Source organism: Micromonospora sp. LOL_024, from assembly GCF_048060415.1.
Classification (GTDB): Bacteria; Actinomycetota; Actinomycetes; order Mycobacteriales; family Micromonosporaceae; genus Micromonospora.
In genome coordinates, this window is record NZ_JBHMIS010000050.1 from 1 (window position 1) to 18,501 (window position 18,501).

Here is an 18,501-nt window from a genome sequence, read left to right on the forward strand (position 1 = left end):
ACAATTGGCACTGGCTTATCAAGCACCCTGTTGAGTTCTCAAAGAACAACCACACACCATCCGCGACTTCGTTTACCAAAACCGCGTCCGGGGCAACCGCTCCAACCTATCCGAGTCGCTCTTCTAGGTCAACCTGAGTAATCAGGTCTTCTTCGTAGACAACTCGGTCTCACGTTGGCGCACGCCTGACGGCGGTCGCTTCTTTCGTGAGACGCCACAGACCGGCCGATCACTGCTCGCAGCGACCCACTCGGCTCCTGCCGGCTTCAGCACCTTACCCGGCTGGCTTCGCGATCGCAACTCCATCCAGTGGAATGCTTCGCACCACCCGGTCACAGTCTCGCGACGACATCGTCCTCGCGATTCCGGCGCCCGTTGTCGACCGGTTTGCCCCGACCTCCCCCGTGCAGAGAGAAAGTTACGCGGACGCCCCGGATAAGGCAAATCATCGAGCTTCGATGGGCTGCCGGCGTCGGCTGCGACCTGCCGGTAGCACCGCCGATCGGCGCCGCCACCTTCGGTGCCAACGGCGGCTGCCCCGTGTCGCCGACGACCGCGGCCGCCCGACCGCCCTGGCGTTCAGGCAATGGGCTCGGTGCGGCCGCAGACGGCGCCCACGTGCCAGAGTGTTTGGTATGGAAGACGTATCCCGGCTCACCGTTCCGGTCCTCGCCGAGGATGCGCTGCTCGGTCTCCTGCTGCCGATCTGGCAGTTGATCATCGGGGCGTTCGTGCTGTTCGCGGTTCTGGTCTCCGTCAAACGGCTGGCGCGGCGGGGTCCGTCAAGGATGAGCACGGCCCTCCTGATCACCGCCGCCGCTATCGCCGGATTCGCGCTGGTCGGCGTCCTTCTTCAGGATTAGTTTGGGACTGACGGAGGTCAGAGCCGGCGGTTGGCCAGACTGGGTAGCTCGGCGCGGATGCGCTCCAGACGGGCCAGGTCGATGTCAGCCCCCGCGAACCCGGGGCCGTCGGGCACCTGGGACAGCACCGTCCCCCACGGGTCGACCACCATGCTCCGCCCGTAACAGGACCGCCCAGGCTCGTGGTCTCCCGTCTGCCCGGCCGCCGCGACGTAGCACTGGTTCTCGATCGCGCGGGCACGCAGCAGGACCTCCCAGTGGTCCCGGCCGGTGTGCATCATGAAGGCTGCTGGCACCACCAGCAGTTGTGCGCCACCAGCGGTGGCAAGGTGGCGATAGAGCTCCGGAAAACGCAGGTCGTAGCAAATGGACAGCCCGACCCGGAGCCCTTCGACGTCAACCACCACCGGTTGGTCGCCCGGTGCCACCGTGGCGGATTCCCGGTACGAGACCCGCCCGGGGATCTCCACGTCGTACAGATGGATCTTGCGGTAGCTGGCGGCGAGCGCGCCGGAGCGGTCGAAGACCAGCATGGTGTTCCAGGTGCGCCCCGGCTCGGGGCCGGCCTCGTGGAAAGAGCCGGCGATCAGCCAGACGGAACGCCGTCGAGCGGCGGCGGCGAAGAACCGCCCGACCTCGCCGTCGGCCGGCTCTGGCGCCGGCATACCGGCACCGGACCCCAGATAGTCGACGTACTCCGGAAGGAGCACCAGGTCCGCGCCGGCATCCGCCGCGCGGTCGATCAAGGCTCCCGTCGCGGCGAGGTTCGCCTTCCGGTTCTCGCGTGAATTCAGCTGGCAGACGGCGACACGCATGACGGCCAGCGTACGGGCGAACGACAGACCCGCGCAGCGGGAAGCCGCGTCAGGCCGACTTCTCCTCGCGGTCCCGCCGAGCACGACGCCCGGTGAACTCCCGTGGCACGATTGTCGGGTTCACGTTCTCCAGCACCGCCTCACGGCTGATGAGCACCCGGGCGGCATCGGGGTTGCTGGGCACCTCGTACATCACGGAGAGCAGGACCTCTTCCAAGATGGCGCGCAGGCCGCGGGCACCCGTGCCGCGAAGCATGGCCTGGTCGGCGATCGCCTCCAGTGCCGGCCGCTCGAACTCCAACTCGACGCCGTCCAGCTCGAACAGACGCTGGTACTGCCGGACGAGAGCGTTGCGCGGCTCGGTGAGGATCCGCACCAACGCGGGTCGGTCGAGGCTGCGCACACTGGTGATCACCGGGAGGCGGCCGATGAACTCCGGGATCAACCCGAACTTCAGCATGTCCTCCGGCATCACCTGGCCGAAGATGTCGTCGGTGGAGCGGTCGGAGACAGCGCGCAGACGGGCACCGAAACCGGTCCCGCCGTGCCCCGTACGCGCCTCAATGATCTGGTCGAGCCCGGCGAAGGCGCCACCGCAGATGAACAGCACGTTGGTGGTGTCGATCTGGATGAACTCCTGGTGCGGGTGTTTACGCCCGCCCTGCGGCGGCACGTTCGCCACGGTGCCTTCGAGCATCTTCAGCAGCGCCTGCTGGACGCCCTCACCGGAGACGTCCCGGGTGATCGACGGGTTCTCCGACTTCCGGGCGATCTTGTCGACCTCGTCGATGTAGATGATGCCGGTCTCGGCCCGCTTGATGTCGTAGTCGGCAGCCTGGATCAGCTTGAGGAGGATGTTCTCCACATCCTCACCGACGTAGCCCGCCTCGGTCAGGGCGGTGGCGTCGGCGATGGCGAACGGCACGTTCAACATCCGCGCCAGGGTCTGCGCCAGATGGGTCTTGCCGCACCCGGTCGGGCCGAGCAGGAGGATGTTCGACTTGGCCAGCTCGACGCCGTCGTTGCCGGCGCCCGGCGCGCCGGCCGCCTCGGCCTGGATCCGCTTGTAGTGGTTGTAGACCGCGACGGCGAGGGCCTTCTTGGCCTGCTCCTGCCCGACGACGTAGTTGTCGAGGAACTGGCAGATCTCCATCGGCTTGGGAAGCTCTTCCCACTTCACCTCACCGGACTCGGCCAACTCCTCTTCGATGATCTCGTTACAGAGATCGATGCACTCGTCGCAGATGTAGACCCCAGGGCCCGCGATGAGCTTCTTGACCTGCTTCTGCGACTTGCCGCAGAAGGAGCATTTGAGTAGGTCGCCGCCGTCACCGATCCGTGCCACCTACGTTCTCCCTGCACTCATCGACCGGAGCTCCGGCCACGACCTGCGGACATCTGACGCTCCGCCCGTCTTCTTCTCGCCCCGCCGGTCGCCCGGCTGAGCGGTACGGCACCGACGTTACCCGCTGGCGGAGGTTTCTCCGACCCCCAAATCGGGTGTGTCAGAGGCCGGCCGGTAACCGGCCCGGCCGACCTCTGCCCGAAACTGGTCAGCTGGCGGCGTTGGCGGCCAGCAGGCCCTTCTTGCGGCTGCTGAGGATCGTGTCGACCAGCCCGTACTCGCGGGCCTCCTCGGCAGTCATGATCTTGTCTCGGTCGATGTCCTTGCGCACCAGGTCGACCGCCCGGTCGCAGTGCCGGGAGAGCATCTCCTCCAGCTGCGTACGCATCCGCAGAATCTCCCGGGCCTGGATCTCGATGTCCGAGCCCTGCCCGTAGCCGCCCTCCGTGGCCGGCTGGTGAATGATGATCCGCGAGTTCGGCAGCGCCATCCGCTTGCCCGGGGTGCCCGCGGCCAGCAGCACCGCGGCGGCGGACGCGGCCTGCCCCAGACACACGGTCTGGATGTCCGGCCGGACGTACTGCATGGTGTCGTAGATAGCCGTCATCGCGGTGAACGAGCCGCCCGGCGAGTTGATGTACATGATGATGTCCCGGTCGGGATCCGTCCCCTCCAGGGTGAGCAGCTGGGCCATCACGTCGTTGGCCGACGCGTCGTCCACCTGGACACCGAGGAAGATGATGCGGTCCTCGAAGAGCTTGTTGTACGGGTTGGACTCCTTGACCCCGTACGACGTGCGCTCGACGAACGACGGCAGGACATAGCGGTTGTGCACGGCCGCGAACTGGGGCGGCAGGCTCAGGTCGGTCATCGTCAGCTCCTCGATCAGCTCAGGGTCCCGGCGCCCTCGGGAACCTGGGCGGCCCCGGTGATCACCTTGTCGATGAAGCCGTAGTCCACGCCCTCCTGGGCGGTGAACCAACGGTCCCGGTCCGAATCCGCCTCGATCTGCGTCGGCTGCTGACCGGTGTGGAAGGCGACCCGTTCCTGGAACATCCGCTTGGTGTACAGCATCTGCTCGGCCTGGATAGCGATGTCGGCGGCGGTGCCGCCCATGCCGCCGGACGGCTGGTGCATCATGATCCGGGCGTGCGGGAGGGCGTAACGCTTGCCCTTGGTGCCCGCACAGAGCAGCAGCTGGCCCATTGAGGCGGCCATGCCCATCGCCACGGTCGACACGTCGTTGTCGATGAACTGCATCGTGTCGTAGATGGCCATGCCGGAGTAGACCGAGCCACCGGGCGAGTTGATCCAGAGGTTGATGTCGCGGTCCGGATCCTCCGCGGCGAGCAGCAGCAGCTGCGCGCAGATGCGGTTGGCGACCTGGTCGGTCACCTCGCTGCCAAGGAAAATGATCCGCTCCTTGAGCAGCCGGTTGTAGACCGAATCGTCGAGGTTGCCAATGGTGTCACCGCCACGGGCGTCGATAGCCCGGATCGGCTTCGCTGGGATGTGCATGTCGGTCATGGCAGCCCTTCGCTTTCCGTACCGTCGTGTCCGACACTAACCGCTGGGTCGGCCGGCAGAGTCCCGGTCCGGGCTCTGTTCGCTCTCAGCGCAGCACCGCGGGCGTACCCCGAAAACGGGATCGGGCCACCACCCACCGCAACCGGCGGACGGTGGCCCTCCACCCCGTGATCAGTCCTCGTGCGAGTGCTCCTGCTCGCTGGCCTCGCGCAGCGCGTCAAGCGTGACCACGTCGCCGGCCGCGTCCTTGATCGTGATGCGCTCCATGACGGTCGACAGCGCCTTGCCCCGGCGGACGTCGCCGAAGACCGCGCCGGCCGCACCGGACCGGACCAGCTGGTCGTAGTACTGCTGGGGGGCCATGCCGGCGCGCTGGGCGCGGTGGACGATCTCGTGACCGAACTCGTCGTCGGAGACCTGCACGTCCTCGGCGTCGGCGAGCGTGTCGAGCAGTAGCTGGACCTTGACCCCCTGGGTGGCGGCCTCGGTCAGCTCGGTGTCGATCTGCTCCTCGGTCTTCTCCTCGGCGGCGAGGTAGTCCTCCAGGGAGGCGCCGATGCGCTCCAGCTGGTCCACCATCGCCTGCTTGCGGCTCTCCACCTCGTCGCGGATCACGCCCTCCGGCGCCGGCACCTCGGCCGCCTCGACCAACTGCTCGAGGGCCTTGTCCCGGGCCGCGTAGATCTGCTCGACCCGCTTGCCCCGGACGACCCGCTCACGCAGGTCACCACGCAGCTCCTCGATGGTGTCAAACTCGCTGGCGAGCTGGGCGAAGTCGTCGTCCAGCGCCGGCAGCTCCTTCTCCTTGACCGTACGCACGGTCACCACCACGTCGGCGTCGCGGCCGGCGAAGTCCCCGCCGACGAGCTGCGTGGTGAACGTGGTGTCGTCGCCGGCGGCGAGACCCACCACCGCCTCGTCCAGGCCCGGCAGGAGCTGCTTGCTGCCCACCTCGTGGGAGATGTTGCTGGCCGAGCCGCCCGGCACCTCCTCGCCGTCGACGGTCGCGCGCAGATCGATCTGGACGTAGTCGCCCTCTGCCGCGGCGCGCTCGACGGTTTTGAGGGTGGCGAACCGCTCACGCAGGTTCTTCACCTGCTCGTCGATCTCACCGTCGTCCGCCTGTAGCTCGTCGACAGTCACCTCGACGGAGGTCAGCTCGGGAACGGTGATCTCCGGCCGGACGTCGACCTCGGCGGTGAAGTTGAGCGAGTCACCGTCGTTGAACTCGGTGATCTCCACCTCGGGGCGACCCAGGGTCTTCAGGTCATGCTCACGCACCGCCGAGAGGATGTTCTGCGGGATGGCCTCCTGCACCGCCTCGTTGAGCACGGTGCCCCGGCCCACCCGCTGGTCGATGATCGCGGCCGGCACCTTGCCCTTACGGAAGCCAGGAATCTGGATCTGCTGGCCGATCTCCCGGTACGCCTTCTTGAGGCTCGGCTCGAGCTCGACGAACGGCACCTCGATGGCGAGCCGCACGCGCGTCGGGCTCAGAGTCTCGACGGTGCTCTTCACAGGCGTACTCCTTGACGGATCTCGGTTTGAATCTGGGCGCACTTTCGGCCCATCGAGTGTAGGCGAGCCGACCCGGCGGACCGGCAGCGCCCGGTGCACCGCCGCAGCGGCGGAACCGGGGACGACCGGCGCCCGGAACTACCCGGCCGCGAGCGGCAGTCGGGGTGGCGGGATTTGAACCCACGGCCCCTCGCTCCCAAAGCGAGTGCGCTACCAAGCTGCGCCACACCCCGTGGCGACGAGCAGTCTATGCCGTCTGTCCGACAACGGGTTGCCGGGGCGGCACCCAACCCGCCGAACGTCTGCAAAACGGACACCGGCGACACCGGGACGCCGCCCCCGCATGGCCCCACCCGGACGTTGTGCGGATCATGAGCGGCGCGGCACACGGATACGGACGCGCGGGCGCCACGGGCATTGGGTAGGCTGTCGGGCACGCCCCTCGTTCGGGCGTACGCGGGCGTAGCTCAATGGCAGAGCTTCAGTCTTCCAAACTGACGGTGCGAGTTCGATTCTCGTCGCCCGCTCCAGCAACACCGGCCCAGGTCAACGGCATGATCGCCGAGCCTGGGCCGTTCTCGTTTCAGCTCTCTTTGATCTTGCGTGCCATTGGCGTGCCAGTAGCGCCGGCCGTGCCGTCCGAGGCGGGTTCGCGTGCCGGCCGCGTGGTCTTCTTGCCCTTGGTCGGCTTCTGCTTGGCCTTGGCCTTGCCCGCTGCGCGCTTAGCCTGCTTCGCGATGCGGCGATCCATAGCGTCGGCGATCTCCCGATCGCGCTCACTGTTGGCGTGCTGGTAGATCAGCGCCGCCCGCATGCTGGCGTGCCCCATCCGGTGCATCAGGTCCCGGGTGCTGGCCCCGGTCGCCGCCGCCAGGTTGTTGCCGGTGTGCCGTAGGTCGTGGAAGTGGAACCCCGCCGGCATGCCAGCCGCCCGCAGCGCCGCCGCCCAGTCGACCGCCCGCCGGAAGTTGCCGGAACGCAACACCGCCCCCTTGTCCCCGGTGAAGACCAGCGCCTCCGGCCCCTCCCCCACGTACTCATCCAGGTGTGCAGCGAGCACGGTCCGCGCCGCAGCTGGCAGCGTCACCACCCGGTTGCCCGCCTCCGACTTGGGCGGCCCGAACTCCATCCGGCCACGCAGCGCCGCCAGCTTGCGAGGGACGCGGACCGTGCCGGCGGTCAGGTCCACGTCCGCACGCCGCAGCGCCGCCAGCTCACCCCAGCGCAGCCCGGAGAACGCGGCCACGATCACCAGCGCGGAGAACCGGGCCGGCATCCGCTCGGCGAGGGAGAGCACCTGGGCGACAGTCGCCACCGGCCGCTCCGGCGTGTGATAGCGGTCACAACCCGGGATGCGGCAGGGGTTCTGCCGAATCAACTCGTCCTCCTTCATGGCGGTGTTGAGGATCGCCCGCAGCAGCGAGTACGCCTTGACCGCCTGCGGTTCCGTGGTGCCACCGTCGAGCAGCGTGCGCCGCCAGGTACGGATGGTCTGCGGCTTGATCGCGCCCAGGGCGAGCGCGCCCAGGTGCGGGCAGACGTGCAGCCGGAACAGGTCCTCGTAGTTCTCGCGGCTACGCGGCTGGAGCTTCCGTTCGGCGATCCACTTCCGGCCGTACGAATCAAGCTTAATCTCGCCCGCCTCCGGAGCCGACCACTCCCCCTTGATGATCTCCGACTCCACGACGGTCAACCACTTGCCCGCCTGCCTCTCCGTCTCGAAGGTGTGCGGCGCCTTCCGCTCCAACCCGTCCGGCCCGACATACCGAGCTTGGAACCGCCCGGACGGCAGCCGCCGCACGTTGCCGAAACGCCGCCGGCCCTTGTTGCCCGCCATCAGGCCACCTCCCCCAGGTAGTCACGCAGCTGCGCCCGGGTCATCGGCACCACCCGGTGTGTCTCGATGTACGCGGCCACGGCGGACGCCTCGAAGCGCACCAACCGGCCGACCTTCACGAACGCGATCCGCCGCTCAGCCACCAGCCGGCGGACGAATCGCGGCGTTGCCTTCAGGCGAGCGGCGACCTCATCGGCGGTCAACAGCTCGTCATCCATGCGGTTGCTCCTTCCAGGGGTTTAGGCCGCCAACGCGGCGGGTTGATCGGTTGCCGAAACAGCGCCGGATGTTCGCTGCCGTGCGGTGTCGAGGTCTGCCCGCCACCGAATGCGGGCCGAGATGGCGCGGAGGAGCCGGTGCTCCAGCGGCGGCACGTCAGGGTCTTCGGGTCGGGCGAGTTCGAACCGGTACCGGTTCGGCCCGTCTGCCTCGTCGGCCGCCTGGTCGTGCTCCTCGGTGTCGGCCATGCCGCCGGCGAGGATCGCTCGCACCCATGCCCGGTTGTCGGCGCGGTGGTCGGCGAGGGTTTTGCCGGACCACTGTCGGGAGACGAGGACACGGCGGCCGGTGAAGCCGAGGGTGGAGCGTTGGTGGACCTTCCCGGTACACCGTCCCGGCGTCAAGCCGGCCTTGACGCCGTCCGGCTGGACGCCGTAGAGCAGCCAGTTCGCACACGTCGGCGAGCAGGGCAGCACGGACAGCTCCGCGTGCAGCCGGTCGAAGTGCGCCTTCTGTGCGTCAGAGCGTGGCCGTGCCTGGTCGGTCAGATCTTTGGTCACGTACTTGGTCACGTACCGGATGGACCGTTCCGCATCCTTCGTGCCTTGCTCGATGCCCCGGGCGTCGATCCGCCCGAGGCGGGCGACGTAGGCGGGCCGGCTGTCGGGTTCCTCCAGGGCGTCGAGGGCTTCACCCCAGGTCGGCAGCGGCTCGCGCGTTTTCGGGTCGACGTATGCCTGTCGGTCGACGTCCCAGACCGGCGGCTTGTCCACCCGGTAAACCGGCTCAGTGAACGAGGGCCACCACACCTGGTGATAGGTCGCGGCGGCGATCTGCTTGAGCAGCCGTCGGGGCAGGGTGCCGCGGATCGCGAAGTGCGCGTGCGGCGCAAGCCGCCGTTGCAGCTCGACCGCGCCCGCGTACTGGACGTTCCAGCCTGCCGCCCGGCGCACGTTCTGCCACCACCGGTCCAGCACCCGGGCGAAGTGGATCGCGTCCAGAGCGGCCCGCCGGTAGTCATAGCTGATGGGGTCGACGGGCGTGCCGAGCACGTCATCGTGCGGTCCGTGTCGCTGGCCGCACTCGCACGGTGCGACGTAGGGGCCGCGCCGTAGGTGGGAGTGCACCGGCCCGTGGGTGCCGAGGGTGAGGGTGACGAGCATGGAGGGTCGGTGGGTCTTGCCGGTCTTGCCGGAGTAGGCCCGGCCGATTGTGCGGGGGTCGACGGGCAGGCGGGGCAGGTCGGGTGAGTCCTGCCGCCTGCGGGTCGACCGTTTGCGGCGTGGTCGTTCGTCGCGGTCTTTCGGGGTGAGGTGCCCGCGCAGGCTCGTCTCGCCAAGCGCTTCGTCCAGTTCCGCGATGGCGGCGTCAATCTCGGCCAGGTGTGCGACCCGCTCGTCCGGGGTCATCGGCTGGTACTGGACGGCTTCCCGCTCGAACTCCAGGTGCGCCCGCACCCGCACCAGCGCAAGCGCGTCCTCTCCCGGTTTGTCGGGACGCACGGCGGGTTCGTCGGCGAGGTGCCAGCCTTCCCGGATCTGCTGGATGCGCAGCCGCCGGCCCCGCTCCGCACACGGCTTGCACTTAACGGAGAGGGTGGCCCCGCAGGGCACCTCGACCACTTCGGTCACGCCGGTGGCGGTGTCGGTGCGACGCAGTGCCAGGGGGCGGACGCAGACGCCGCGTTGTCCGGCGAGTTGCTTGAGCGCGTCCTTGGCGAGCGGCTTGCGCATCCGGTCCGCCCGGGAGCCCGGCCGAGGCCGCTCCACCTCCTGAGTGTCGGTGGCCGGGGTCGCGGTAGGGATCAGTTCGAGTTGACTCACCGGTCACCCTCCAGACCGGCAGGGGTGCCGTTGCGGGACGTGAACGCCGCCGCCGGGACAGGCACCAGCCCGGGACGCCGTTCGCGGTCGATCGACGGGACGGGCCGCAGGATCACCGGCCGAGACTGCTCCTCGTCGCCATCCCGCACGACGGTCGCCGCTTGGTCGTTGACCCGCACTGAGGGCGCGTCACGTCCGGCCGTCTGGTCGTCGGCCGCCGTGGTGGCCAGTGGTACGGGGGCGGTGGAGAAGACGAGTTTGGACAGGCCGAGGAAGGCCAGCGCGGGCACGGCGGACAGTAGCAACCCGGACAGGCCCGGCTTGGCCACGGCGAGTTGCGCGGCGAGGGAGAGCGCGACGGCGCAGACGAGCAGGAACATGGGGTAGCCGATGGGGCCGCCGGTGCGGCGGCGTTGCCGGATGGTCAGCAGCGCCGCGAGGGGTAGGAGTTCGGAGATGGCGGCGTTGGCCCAGCCGAACCAGTCCCCGGTACCGGCGGGCGAATTGGCCATGGTCCAGTCGTGCACGTGCGTGAACGACGCGGCTCCGGCGAGTCCACCGACGATGAGGACGATGAGGACCAGGACCACGCCCTCTGCCCGTTGCGCGTTGGTCTTCACGCCGTCACTCCCTGCTCGTCGGTGCTGTCGGTGTGGTCGAGGCGGCGGTAGTTGTGGCCGAGGGTGCGGATGTCGTCGTCGGTGAGGTAGGCGAAGCGGACCCGGACGGGTTCGCGGACGCCGTCGAGGACGACGAAACCCACCCCCGGTGCCGTTTCGGGGATCCGGTCGCAGAGCGCGCCCCGGTCGCGGGCGGCGTCGCCGAGGACCATGTCCACCTGCTCCGGCTCGGTCAGCCGCAGGCCGATGCGGGTTGGGAACAGGTCCCGGAACGGCAGCACGTCTTTGCGCGGGTCCTGGAGCGCGGCGACCACGTGCACCCCGACCGCGCGGCCCTGCGACAGCAGCAGCCCGAGGGATTCTTTGATCCGGTCGCGGACCTTCCGGTCGGTGATGTAGGCGGTCAACGCGGCCAGCTCATCGATGACCAGGACCAGCAACGGCTCCTCCACCATCGGCACATGCTGCCGCGTCACACCCCGCAACCGGGACGCCCGCAACCGCATCCGCTTGACCGCCTCGTCCAGGACGCCGGCCATGCCGTCGGGGTCGTCGTAGGCGAACCGGGCGAACAACGGCACCCCGGCCGCCAACTCCATGCCGCCCTTCGGGTCGAACGCCCACACCTCCACCAGCCCGGAGCGAATGCCGCCGGCCAGGGACCGGATGAGCGACCACAACACCGACCCCTTGCCCGCCCCCGTCGCCCCGGCGATCAGGACGTGTGAGCCGGCCAGCCGCAGCCGATACGGTTCTCCGTCCTCCCGTACGCCGAGGGGCAGCCCGCCGAGGTCGGGCACGTCCGTCACGGGCAGCGGCACGACGATACGGGCGAGGGGGTCGCGGCGCATGAACCGGACCACCACCCGATCAGGGCGGTCGGTGGAGCGGGCTTGCCCGGTGTGCTGGCGGAACGCGTAGGCGAGACGTTCCGCCGCCTGGCCCCAGTCATCCGGGATCTGCCCCGGCAGCATGCGCACGGTCAGCTCATCGCCCCACCGGTCACAGCGCACCTTGACCAGCCGGGGCACGTAGCGGTCACCACCGAACACCGTCGCCAGCCCGCAGGTGGCCATCACCGACGCCCACCGAGGCCGATACACCACCAGCGCCCGAACCCGGGCAACGAGCGGGAACCAGCCGAACCGCAGCCACGACACCGGATGCCACCGCCACCACCCGACACACCCAGCGGCAACCGTCGCGGCGACAGCGGCCAGGGTCAGGCCACCGAACTCCGCCCGGATCCACAGCGCGAGCACGGTGGGAGTGGTGAGCCACCAGTAGCGAATAGCGAGAACGGTGAGGCGGGCAAGGCCCCGGGCCAGCCACCAGAACACCAGCAGCCAACCCGGCACCCGCCACGCGGGAAGACGCACATTCATCGGCGCAACGGGGATCTTGTCCCCCGGAATGACGTTGATCAGAGGCACACGTCACCGCCCTGACCACGCCGGCCACGGCCGAGCGTGGCGATGCACGAGCGGCACGACATGCGCCGCAGGTCGAACCGGCGCGGCTTCACCCACCGGCGGCAGCGCGGGCAGCGGATCGCGTAGACCAGGCCGGAAGCCGGCGGCATTCGCAGCAGTGACCGCAGCGCCGCTTCCACCTCTCGCAGCACATGCCGCAGGTCGGCAAGGCGTGTCCGGGCTACGAGCAGCAGCGCGCCGGCCAGCAGCGGCACGAGTGCGATCAGGGCGGGGTGAACTACGGTGGGCATCACGCCCTCCTTCATCAGACGAGGGATGAGGTGAGCGCGGGGACGGGCCGGGACTCTTGGCGGGGAAACGACCCGCCCCGCGCGCCAAACAGAACTCAGGCGGCCACCGAACCCGGCACCGACGACGCCGGACGGACCGCCGACGCCCGCAGCGAATACGCCATCCGCGACCGGCAGTCACCCGACGAACGGCCCGGCTTGCACCGCTGCGAATCCACGTACGGGGTCAACGTCAGGCCCTCGAACTCCACCGCCGGCGGGTAACCCGGCACCGTGGACGGCGGCGGCACCGGCTGCTGCGCCGCCACCACCTTCACCTTCACCTCAGTCGACCGGCCGAACTTCCCGGCCTCCGGGTCCAGGTCCATCACCCGCACCACCCACACCCGCTCCCCGGTCTCCTTGTCCCGCGCCTGGTTGTCCGCCTCACCACGCCGCTCAAAATCGATCTGCGGCGACACACCGAGGCACAGCGCCCCGGCAGGGAAGACGTACTCGGACGGCACCGGCACCTTCAACGTCATCGGAACCACGTGGGCAGCCTCCTAGCTTCACCAGCCGTCTCCCTGACAACCGGTTGAGCTTACAAGCTACGTCAGCTTGTAAGCACAAGCAAGGGTTCGGGCGAGATGCGTTCACATAGGAGTGTCGGGCGATGGTGCCAGCCTGTGAGGCATGGAACCTCTCGCCGTTCATCGAACTGCGGTAAGCATCCTTTATGGCCACTTCGTCCTACGGGACGCATGGTGTGATGCCGGCGACGACGGCGAGTCATACCGAGATTCACAGGATCAGATAGCCGGCGCGTCCACATACCAGGTCACCGTGCGAGCGCCTTCGGACCCGCTGAGGGTGAACCTTGAGCTACGGATATGGAGCGGTGAGCCCGAGCCCGATTGTGGTTCGTGGGACGGGCGTCGACAGCTTCAGGTACACTGCCCCACCCGAGAACTGCTGGTTGAACAGATCACCGCCGGAGCGGCGGCAGAGATCGCGCTCCCGCAAGGGGCCGGGGTCTATGGCGTCCGGGTCCACCGACGCGGGCGTGACGACGCGCAGATGTTCCTCATCGACCTCTGGTGGCAAGCGCCGCTGCCGCCAGACGACGATGACGAGGATTTTACGGCGATCTAGAAGCTGATCCAGTCAGGACACGGCGTAGGTGTCTTCGACCTCGTGGCGGCTGCCGGGCATGACCAGGACCGAGGTCATGATGGCCTCGCCGGAGGCTTGGTGCACGGTGATGACGACGCTCATCACCGACTCGTCGGCCGGCACGTCCAGGGCGTCAGCCTCGTCGGGGCTGACGCGGCGGGCGGTCATGCGTTCGGTGGCGTAGTCGGCCCGTAGGCCCTTTTGGCGGGCGATGAGGTCGAGCAGGCCACCCGGTATCGGGTCCGGCTTGGTGATGTCGGTGCCAACGGCGATGTCTACTGGCACGAAGGTGGCGATCAGGTCGACCGGGCCGACCTCGGTGACGGTGCGGCGGCGGCGTTCGTAGACCGGCGTACCTTCGGGGATCTTCAACTCGGCCGCGATGCGGGGCGTGGCGAGGACGGGGCCGACGTGCAGGATCTCGGTGTCGCCGGTCTCGTCCAGCTCGACGGCGTCGCGGGCATAGTCCGGGGAGGTGCGGCCGGCGGCGGGTCGGCCGCGTACGAAGCTGCCTTTGCCCTGCTGGGACTCGATCCAGCCGTCCTGCTTGAGGATGCCCAGCGCCTTGAGCACCGTCGGCCGGGACACCCCGAACTCCGTGCAGAGCTGGTTCTCCGACGGCAGCGCCGCACCGGGCGCGTAGTCGCCGTCCTCGATGCGCTTGCGCAGCGTATTCAACACGCGCAGGTATTTCGGCGTCGGAATCTCGTACGCCATCGCAGGCACCCCACCTATGAACGCTGCATGTATCACAGCAGCTTATGAGTTGTTTGCATGACAGAACAAGTCAGCTCAGCCGTTCGGCTGTCACGCCCTCCACCGCAGCGTCCAACCACCCCGACCACGACGACGCCGCCTGCACCCGTTCCGGACGGGTCGCGCCCGGCCACCGCCGAGGCAGACAGCCGTACCGGCCGAACACCCGCAATGCTGCCCGCCGCTGCGGACACGGACCCTCCACCCCGCAGGCCGGACACTGCCCGTCTGCGCTCGTCGGGGTGTGTCGGTCAAGCTGCGACTGCGCGGCCCGCAACTGATCCCGCACCGCTCCCGACAGATACGTGGTCACTGGGCTGCACTCTTCGTTGCGAACAGTCGGGTCGGTACGAGGACTTGGGTGCGTTCGCCGTGTTGGTGGCTTGGGGTGACCTTGGTGCCCTCGACCCAGATCCACTGCTCCCGCTCCGGCCGGTTGAGCACCAGGCGAACCCCGGTGACTCGCAACGTCATTGGCCCGTCGGTAGGGCGGTAGCGGTCGGCAGCGTCGATGTACAGCACGGCGCCGAGTCGTACCCGTAGGTCAAACACCACGTCTCCTCGTCGTCTGCCGTGCCGTTCCCGACGGACCGGCGGGTAGTTGAGGGTTGATCTGAAGGCCGGCGATCCGCGAAAAGACCTCCCGCCGCGCCAACGCCTCCCCGGTGGTCGGGTTGATCGCGTAACCCGCGAGCCAGATCCAGCCGTCATACGCCGGCCGGTCGCTGATCGAGGACACCCGCAGCCACAGCGCCCGGTCACCGCCGAACTGCACCGACGCCCGACCGTCCAACAGCACCAAGTCACCCGGATTCGGTGCGCCCGGCGGGAGGGGTTGCTGCCTGCGAGGCACCGAGGCGGGCGGGCTCAGTCGGGACCGTCGTTCGGGTCGCGGTCCCATGCCAGCACCCACCCCGGGCCAGCCTCAGCAGGACACCGAACGACCGGACCCCGCACAGTCCAGGCAGGACCGCCGGGCCAGCGGGCGCGTGCTCCGCTGCTCGGCCGAGCGTCCGGACCTGGGTACGGGCGAGGGTGTACTTCCAGCCCGCGCCGGAGCAGGATTGGCAGTTGGTCGATACGTTCAGCCCCGTCATGCACACAGGCTGTGGCACGAACCAGCCGACGACCCGGAAAAACCTTCCGGGGTCGCCGCCGACCGAGGGGAGACAGTGAACCCATGCGCGGGACCACCACCACCCTGACCATCGGCGAACGCGTCGCCTGGTACCGCCGTCGACGCGGCCTGTCGCAAGAAGTCCTCGCTGGACTCATCGGCCGTACCGCCGACTGGCTCGGCAAAGTCGAGAACAACCGGATCGACCTGGACCGCCTGTCCGTCATCAAGTCCCTCGCCGAAGCCCTGGACATCTCCCTCGGCGACCTGCTCGGCGAACCCGCCCTGCTCGACTGGACCACCGACAGCGGCACCCACACCGTGCCCGCGCTGCGCGCCGCCCTGATGAACTACCGCGCCCTCGCCCCACTCGGCGGCGGCACCGACACCGAACCACCCAGCATCGCCGTGCTCAGGAAGGAAGTCGGGGCACTCTGGGACGCCTACCAGGACTCCCGATTCGGGTACGTCACCAGCCGCCTACCCGACCTGCTCCACCGCGCCCAAGACGCCGCCGACCACCACGACGGCGACGACCAAGACGACGCCCGCCGACTCCTCGGCCTGGCCTACCAGCTCGCGGCCACGCAGCTCACGAAACTCGGAGAGAGCGACCTCGCCTGGATCGCCGCCGACCGCGGTCTGTCCGCCGTCCGCCCGACCGGTGACCCGCTCATCACCGGCTCCCTGTTCCGATCCGTCGGCCACGCCCTGCACGCCACCGGCCGCTACACCGACGCCGTACGCCTCACCGAAGACGCCGCCGGCTACCTGGAACCCCACCTCAGCCAGGCCACGCTTGCGTTGCTGTCCGTCTACGGCACCCTGTTCCTGTCCGGCTGTATGGCCGCCGCACGCGCCAACGACGCCGCCACCACCCGCACCTTCCTCGCCGCAGCCGACCAGGCCGCCGGCAAACTCGGTGCCGACGCCAACCACCTGTGGACCGCGTTCGGCCCGACCAACGTGGCCATCCACCGCGTCGCCACCGCCGCCGAGCTGGGAGACCTGCAAGTCGCCATCGACCTCGGCCCCCGCGTCGACACCACCGGCCTACCCATGGAACGCCGAGTCCGGCACGCCCTGGAGGTCGCCCGCGCGTACAGCTCGTGGAACCGGGTCGACGACGCACAAGCCATGCTGCTCGACGCCGAACAGATGGCACCCGAACAGGTCCGCCACCACTTCCTCAGCCGCCAACTCGCTCTCACCTGGGTACGCCGGCAACGCGGCAAACCCTCCACCGAACTGGTCAGCCTCGCCCGCCGGCTCAAGGTGCTCGACTGACCCCAGCCCGTCTACGCTGCCCTGGTGACGGCCAACGAGATGCCACCCATGGCAACCCCACGCGTCGCCGCAGGCGCCCTCTTCTTCAACGACGAAGGCCACGTGCTCCTCGTACGCCCCAGCTACAAGAACCACTGGGACATCCCCGGCGGCTACGTCGAACCCGGCGAATCACCCCGAGCCGCGTGCGTACGCGAAGTCGAAGAAGAACTCGGCCTCACCACCCCAATCGGCCGGATGTTGGTCGTGGACTGGGCGCCCGCCGACAACGAAGGCGACAAGCTTCTCTTCATCTTCGACGGCGGAGCATTCAGCACGACGCAGGAACACAGCATTCGCTTTGCAGACGGAGAAGTGGCCGAGTGCCGCTACGTGCCCGCCGACGACTTGGAACAGCACTCCCCGCCCCGCCTCGCTCGCAGGGTCCGCGCCGCGATCACCGCGCACAGCAACGGCGGCTCCACGTACGCCGAGCACGGCACCGCTGTCTAAGCAAAATTCCGATACACACTCTCATATCATCCCGGCAAGCAAGGCACACAACATCGTCCGCGACGCCTGCACTGCCCTGCTTACCGGCCACGCAGCCCCGCGCCTCTTGACCTCCCTGGAGCATCGGGATGGTAGTAAGAAAGCTGGGCCGCCTCGCCGCTTAGTTGTACCGCCCGCCGGCAGAGCGAAAAGCTGCTCTAATGGCCTGTTCGCCACCGCCGGCCGTGGCGGCCTGTTCGAGGGCGACACGGCCAGCGCTGGAAGCAAGGTCTAGGAATAGCAGACTGTCGCCGTCCCCGTTGATCACTGCCCAAGCACGAGCAATGCGATCCGGGTGCACAGCAGCAAATGCGCCGAGTGCTGTCCACTTATCCAACGTGTCATCAAGGTCGGGCCGGTGCGGGTCGACAATCCCTGTTTGGATGGACCCTTCCGGTCCTCGAGTGAAAACAAGGAAATCCGGGTAAAAGACGCGCTGGACCCCTGGGTCACCATAAGCAATAGCGACCGCGTAGCGACCGCCGGTCGGGTTTCGATACCAGCCAACCGTATCGTTGCGATCTACCTCCGCCTTGAGGACGCGCATCTCCCACGAATTCTTTGGGTCAAATGGATAGGCCCCCGAAGATGTCCGCTGCCCCTCATCAGCAGCGAGGAGGTGCTTATCCCAGGTCACATCCGACTCAGCGATAGTCGTCGGCTGTGGCTCGACGGTCGTGATCTCCTCTGAGCGGCTAGATTCCGTGAAAACCGACAGAAAATCCTCCTGGGCGCTACGACCGATCCGCGCGAGTTCAGCCAGATGCTCCTGCTTCCAAGCGCCTAGCATGGAACGCGCGGCATCTTCGACGATTGTATTCGTATCCGGCTGCTGCGCGATCGCGGCGACGATCAGGCGCGCGTACGTCGGATCCTCGCCGTCCGCGACCAGCCGTTTCCACAACCACTCGGCGGAGGCGTCAGGCATCCGTCGCTTAGCAATCCGGTAAAGATCCATAATGTTTCGGGTTGCGATCGCTAAAGACGAGTCGACGGCTCCGACTTCCTGGCCGCTAAGCCAGTGAAGTGATCTCAGCGACTTTCCGGTAGGTATTTGTATTCGAAGTGGGTCAGGTGCAGGGCTGCGGCGATGATGTCGCCGATTCTGCGTGGGCTGACGGTTGTATGGCGTAGCGTCTTCCAGCGTCCGATCAGGATCGCGAAGCCGCGTTCTCCTTGCCAACGTAGGCCGCGTAGTAGTCGGTTGTAGGCGCGGTTGTCGGGTGCGAGGCGGTGGCCGTCAGTGGGCTGCTTGACCGGGGTTTTGATGCCGTGGCCTGCGCTTTCGTAGCCGGAGTCAGCCGGGGTGGGCAGGTCGAGTTCGGCGGCGGACCAGTTCAGGGCGGCGGTGATCCCGAGGTCGCG

The 18,501-nt window shown here is 68.2% G+C and carries 21 protein-coding genes and 2 tRNA genes; 5 read left to right on the top strand and 18 right to left on the bottom strand.

The annotated features are described in order from the left end of the window. The first annotated feature begins 635 nt into the window (after window positions 1-635). Window positions 636-863 (top strand): hypothetical protein, encoded by a 228-nt coding sequence (locus tag ACFHWY_RS26250; RefSeq protein WP_416582932.1) that lies wholly within the window; start codon window positions 636-638, stop codon window positions 861-863. A gap of 17 nt (window positions 864-880) precedes the next feature. Here ACFHWY_RS26250 and ACFHWY_RS26255 read toward each other — a convergent pair whose 3' ends face one another. From ACFHWY_RS26255 to ACFHWY_RS26280, 6 genes are all read right to left on the bottom strand, one after another. Further along, on the bottom strand, window positions 881-1,678 hold the full coding sequence (locus ACFHWY_RS26255; protein ID WP_416582933.1) for a carbon-nitrogen hydrolase family protein: 798 nt from the start codon (window positions 1,676-1,678) through the stop codon (window positions 881-883). 49 nt (window positions 1,679-1,727) lie between these two features. Beyond that, window positions 1,728-3,023: an ATP-dependent Clp protease ATP-binding subunit ClpX gene (gene clpX, locus ACFHWY_RS26260; protein WP_416582934.1), complete on the bottom strand. Its 1,296-nt coding sequence runs from the start codon at window positions 3,021-3,023 to the stop codon at window positions 1,728-1,730. A 208-nt stretch (window positions 3,024-3,231) separates the two neighbouring features. Beyond that, window positions 3,232-3,894 (bottom strand): ATP-dependent Clp protease proteolytic subunit, encoded by a 663-nt coding sequence (locus tag ACFHWY_RS26265; protein ID WP_416582935.1) that lies wholly within the window; start codon window positions 3,892-3,894, stop codon window positions 3,232-3,234. A gap of 14 nt (window positions 3,895-3,908) precedes the next feature. Then, window positions 3,909-4,550, bottom strand: a complete 642-nt coding sequence (locus ACFHWY_RS26270; protein WP_416582936.1) for an ATP-dependent Clp protease proteolytic subunit — start codon at window positions 4,548-4,550, stop codon at window positions 3,909-3,911. A 171-nt stretch (window positions 4,551-4,721) separates the two neighbouring features. Then, on the bottom strand, window positions 4,722-6,068 hold the full coding sequence (gene tig, locus ACFHWY_RS26275; protein ID WP_416582937.1) for a trigger factor: 1,347 nt from the start codon (window positions 6,066-6,068) through the stop codon (window positions 4,722-4,724). A 159-nt stretch (window positions 6,069-6,227) separates the two neighbouring features. After that, window positions 6,228-6,301: transfer RNA gene (locus ACFHWY_RS26280), tRNA-Pro, on the bottom strand. Between the two features lie 223 nt (window positions 6,302-6,524). Here ACFHWY_RS26280 and ACFHWY_RS26285 point away from each other — a divergent pair. Further along, a tRNA-Gly gene (locus tag ACFHWY_RS26285) sits at window positions 6,525-6,598 on the top strand. 53 nt (window positions 6,599-6,651) lie between these two features. On the opposite strand, the gene ACFHWY_RS26290 is transcribed toward ACFHWY_RS26285, so the two are convergent. The 7 genes from ACFHWY_RS26290 to ACFHWY_RS26320 all read right to left on the bottom strand — a co-directional run bounded on the left by ACFHWY_RS26290 (window position 6,652) and on the right by ACFHWY_RS26320 (window position 12,814). Next, window positions 6,652-7,905, bottom strand: coding sequence for a tyrosine-type recombinase/integrase (locus ACFHWY_RS26290; RefSeq protein ID WP_416582938.1), 1,254 nt, complete (start codon window positions 7,903-7,905; stop codon window positions 6,652-6,654). Then, entirely contained in the window at window positions 7,905-8,123 is a 219-nt protein-coding gene (locus ACFHWY_RS26295) for a helix-turn-helix domain-containing protein (protein WP_416582939.1), read from the bottom strand. Before ACFHWY_RS26295 ends, ACFHWY_RS26290 begins: the two co-directional genes overlap by 1 nt. Before the next feature lie 21 nt (window positions 8,124-8,144). After that, complete coding sequence (locus ACFHWY_RS26300; RefSeq protein ID WP_416582940.1) at window positions 8,145-9,947, bottom strand: replication initiator; 1,803 nt, start codon at window positions 9,945-9,947, stop codon at window positions 8,145-8,147. After that, window positions 9,944-10,567 carry a DUF2637 domain-containing protein gene (locus ACFHWY_RS26305; RefSeq protein ID WP_416582941.1) on the bottom strand — a complete coding sequence of 208 codons (624 nt, stop codon included), beginning with the start codon at window positions 10,565-10,567 and terminating at the stop codon, window positions 9,944-9,946. Before ACFHWY_RS26305 ends, ACFHWY_RS26300 begins: the two co-directional genes overlap by 4 nt. Next, window positions 10,564-11,952, bottom strand: coding sequence for an FtsK/SpoIIIE domain-containing protein (locus ACFHWY_RS26310; RefSeq protein WP_416582942.1), 1,389 nt, complete (start codon window positions 11,950-11,952; stop codon window positions 10,564-10,566). Before ACFHWY_RS26310 ends, ACFHWY_RS26305 begins: the two co-directional genes overlap by 4 nt. A 38-nt stretch (window positions 11,953-11,990) precedes the next feature. Next, window positions 11,991-12,290, bottom strand: a complete 300-nt coding sequence (locus ACFHWY_RS26315) for a hypothetical protein (RefSeq protein WP_416582943.1) — start codon at window positions 12,288-12,290, stop codon at window positions 11,991-11,993. A gap of 95 nt (window positions 12,291-12,385) precedes the next feature. Beyond that, a complete protein-coding gene (locus tag ACFHWY_RS26320) occupies window positions 12,386-12,814 on the bottom strand; it encodes a hypothetical protein (RefSeq protein ID WP_416582944.1) in 429 nt (142 codons plus the stop codon). Between the two features lie 151 nt (window positions 12,815-12,965). Between ACFHWY_RS26320 and ACFHWY_RS26325 the strand changes: the two genes are divergently transcribed. Continuing rightward, window positions 12,966-13,424, top strand: a complete 459-nt coding sequence (locus ACFHWY_RS26325) for a hypothetical protein (RefSeq protein ID WP_416582945.1) — start codon at window positions 12,966-12,968, stop codon at window positions 13,422-13,424. 12 nt (window positions 13,425-13,436) lie between these two features. Here ACFHWY_RS26325 and ACFHWY_RS26330 read toward each other — a convergent pair whose 3' ends face one another. The 3 genes from ACFHWY_RS26330 to ACFHWY_RS26340 form a co-directional block, all read right to left on the bottom strand. Further along, window positions 13,437-14,162 (bottom strand): GntR family transcriptional regulator, encoded by a 726-nt coding sequence (locus ACFHWY_RS26330; RefSeq protein WP_416582946.1) that lies wholly within the window; start codon window positions 14,160-14,162, stop codon window positions 13,437-13,439. A gap of 348 nt (window positions 14,163-14,510) precedes the next feature. Further along, window positions 14,511-14,753 (bottom strand): hypothetical protein, encoded by a 243-nt coding sequence (locus ACFHWY_RS26335; protein WP_416582947.1) that lies wholly within the window; start codon window positions 14,751-14,753, stop codon window positions 14,511-14,513. After that, window positions 14,746-15,000 carry a hypothetical protein gene (locus ACFHWY_RS26340; RefSeq protein WP_416582948.1) on the bottom strand — a complete coding sequence of 85 codons (255 nt, stop codon included), beginning with the start codon at window positions 14,998-15,000 and terminating at the stop codon, window positions 14,746-14,748. The genes ACFHWY_RS26335 and ACFHWY_RS26340 overlap by 8 nt, the downstream gene beginning before the upstream one ends. A 381-nt stretch (window positions 15,001-15,381) precedes the next feature. Here ACFHWY_RS26340 and ACFHWY_RS26345 point away from each other — a divergent pair, with 381 nt between their 5' ends. After that, window positions 15,382-16,605, top strand: coding sequence for a helix-turn-helix domain-containing protein (locus ACFHWY_RS26345; RefSeq protein ID WP_416582949.1), 1,224 nt, complete (start codon window positions 15,382-15,384; stop codon window positions 16,603-16,605). 24 nt (window positions 16,606-16,629) lie between these two features. After that, entirely contained in the window at window positions 16,630-17,097 is a 468-nt protein-coding gene (locus tag ACFHWY_RS26350; RefSeq protein ID WP_416582950.1) for an NUDIX domain-containing protein, read from the top strand. Between the two features lie 160 nt (window positions 17,098-17,257). Here the strand turns inward: ACFHWY_RS26350 and ACFHWY_RS26355 are convergent, their stop codons facing one another. Both ACFHWY_RS26355 and ACFHWY_RS26360 read right to left on the bottom strand, forming a co-directional pair. After that, the gene (locus ACFHWY_RS26355) at window positions 17,258-18,094 is read right to left on the bottom strand and encodes a hypothetical protein (protein WP_416582951.1); all 837 of its coding nucleotides are present in this window, start codon (window positions 18,092-18,094) and stop codon (window positions 17,258-17,260) included. A 74-nt stretch (window positions 18,095-18,168) separates the two neighbouring features. Beyond that, window positions 18,169-18,501: transposase family protein (locus ACFHWY_RS26360; protein ID WP_416582952.1), on the bottom strand; the 333-nt coding region annotated here is incomplete at its 5' end.

Bases quoted from the DNA above. Each gene is read 5' to 3' on its own strand.
- ACFHWY_RS26250 (WP_416582932.1), top strand. From the start codon at position 636: ATGGAAGACGTATCCCGGCTCACCGTTCCGGTCCTCGCCGAGGATGCG.
- ACFHWY_RS26255 (WP_416582933.1), bottom strand. From the start codon at position 1,678: ATGCGTGTCGCCGTCTGCCAGCTGAATTCACGCGAGAACCGGAAGGCG.
- ACFHWY_RS26265 (WP_416582935.1), bottom strand. From the start codon at position 3,894: ATGACCGACCTGAGCCTGCCGCCCCAGTTCGCGGCCGTGCACAACCGC.
- ACFHWY_RS26270 (WP_416582936.1), bottom strand. From the start codon at position 4,550: ATGACCGACATGCACATCCCAGCGAAGCCGATCCGGGCTATCGACGCC.
- ACFHWY_RS26290 (WP_416582938.1), bottom strand. From the start codon at position 7,905: ATGGCGGGCAACAAGGGCCGGCGGCGTTTCGGCAACGTGCGGCGGCTG.
- ACFHWY_RS26295 (WP_416582939.1), bottom strand. From the start codon at position 8,123: ATGGATGACGAGCTGTTGACCGCCGATGAGGTCGCCGCTCGCCTGAAG.
- ACFHWY_RS26310 (WP_416582942.1), bottom strand. From the start codon at position 11,952: ATGAATGTGCGTCTTCCCGCGTGGCGGGTGCCGGGTTGGCTGCTGGTG.
- ACFHWY_RS26315 (WP_416582943.1), bottom strand. From the start codon at position 12,290: ATGCCCACCGTAGTTCACCCCGCCCTGATCGCACTCGTGCCGCTGCTG.
- ACFHWY_RS26320 (WP_416582944.1), bottom strand. From the start codon at position 12,814: ATGACGTTGAAGGTGCCGGTGCCGTCCGAGTACGTCTTCCCTGCCGGG.
- ACFHWY_RS26325 (WP_416582945.1), top strand. From the start codon at position 12,966: ATGGAACCTCTCGCCGTTCATCGAACTGCGGTAAGCATCCTTTATGGC.
- ACFHWY_RS26330 (WP_416582946.1), bottom strand. From the start codon at position 14,162: ATGGCGTACGAGATTCCGACGCCGAAATACCTGCGCGTGTTGAATACG.
- ACFHWY_RS26345 (WP_416582949.1), top strand. From the start codon at position 15,382: ATGCGCGGGACCACCACCACCCTGACCATCGGCGAACGCGTCGCCTGG.
- ACFHWY_RS26355 (WP_416582951.1), bottom strand. From the start codon at position 18,094: ATGGATCTTTACCGGATTGCTAAGCGACGGATGCCTGACGCCTCCGCC.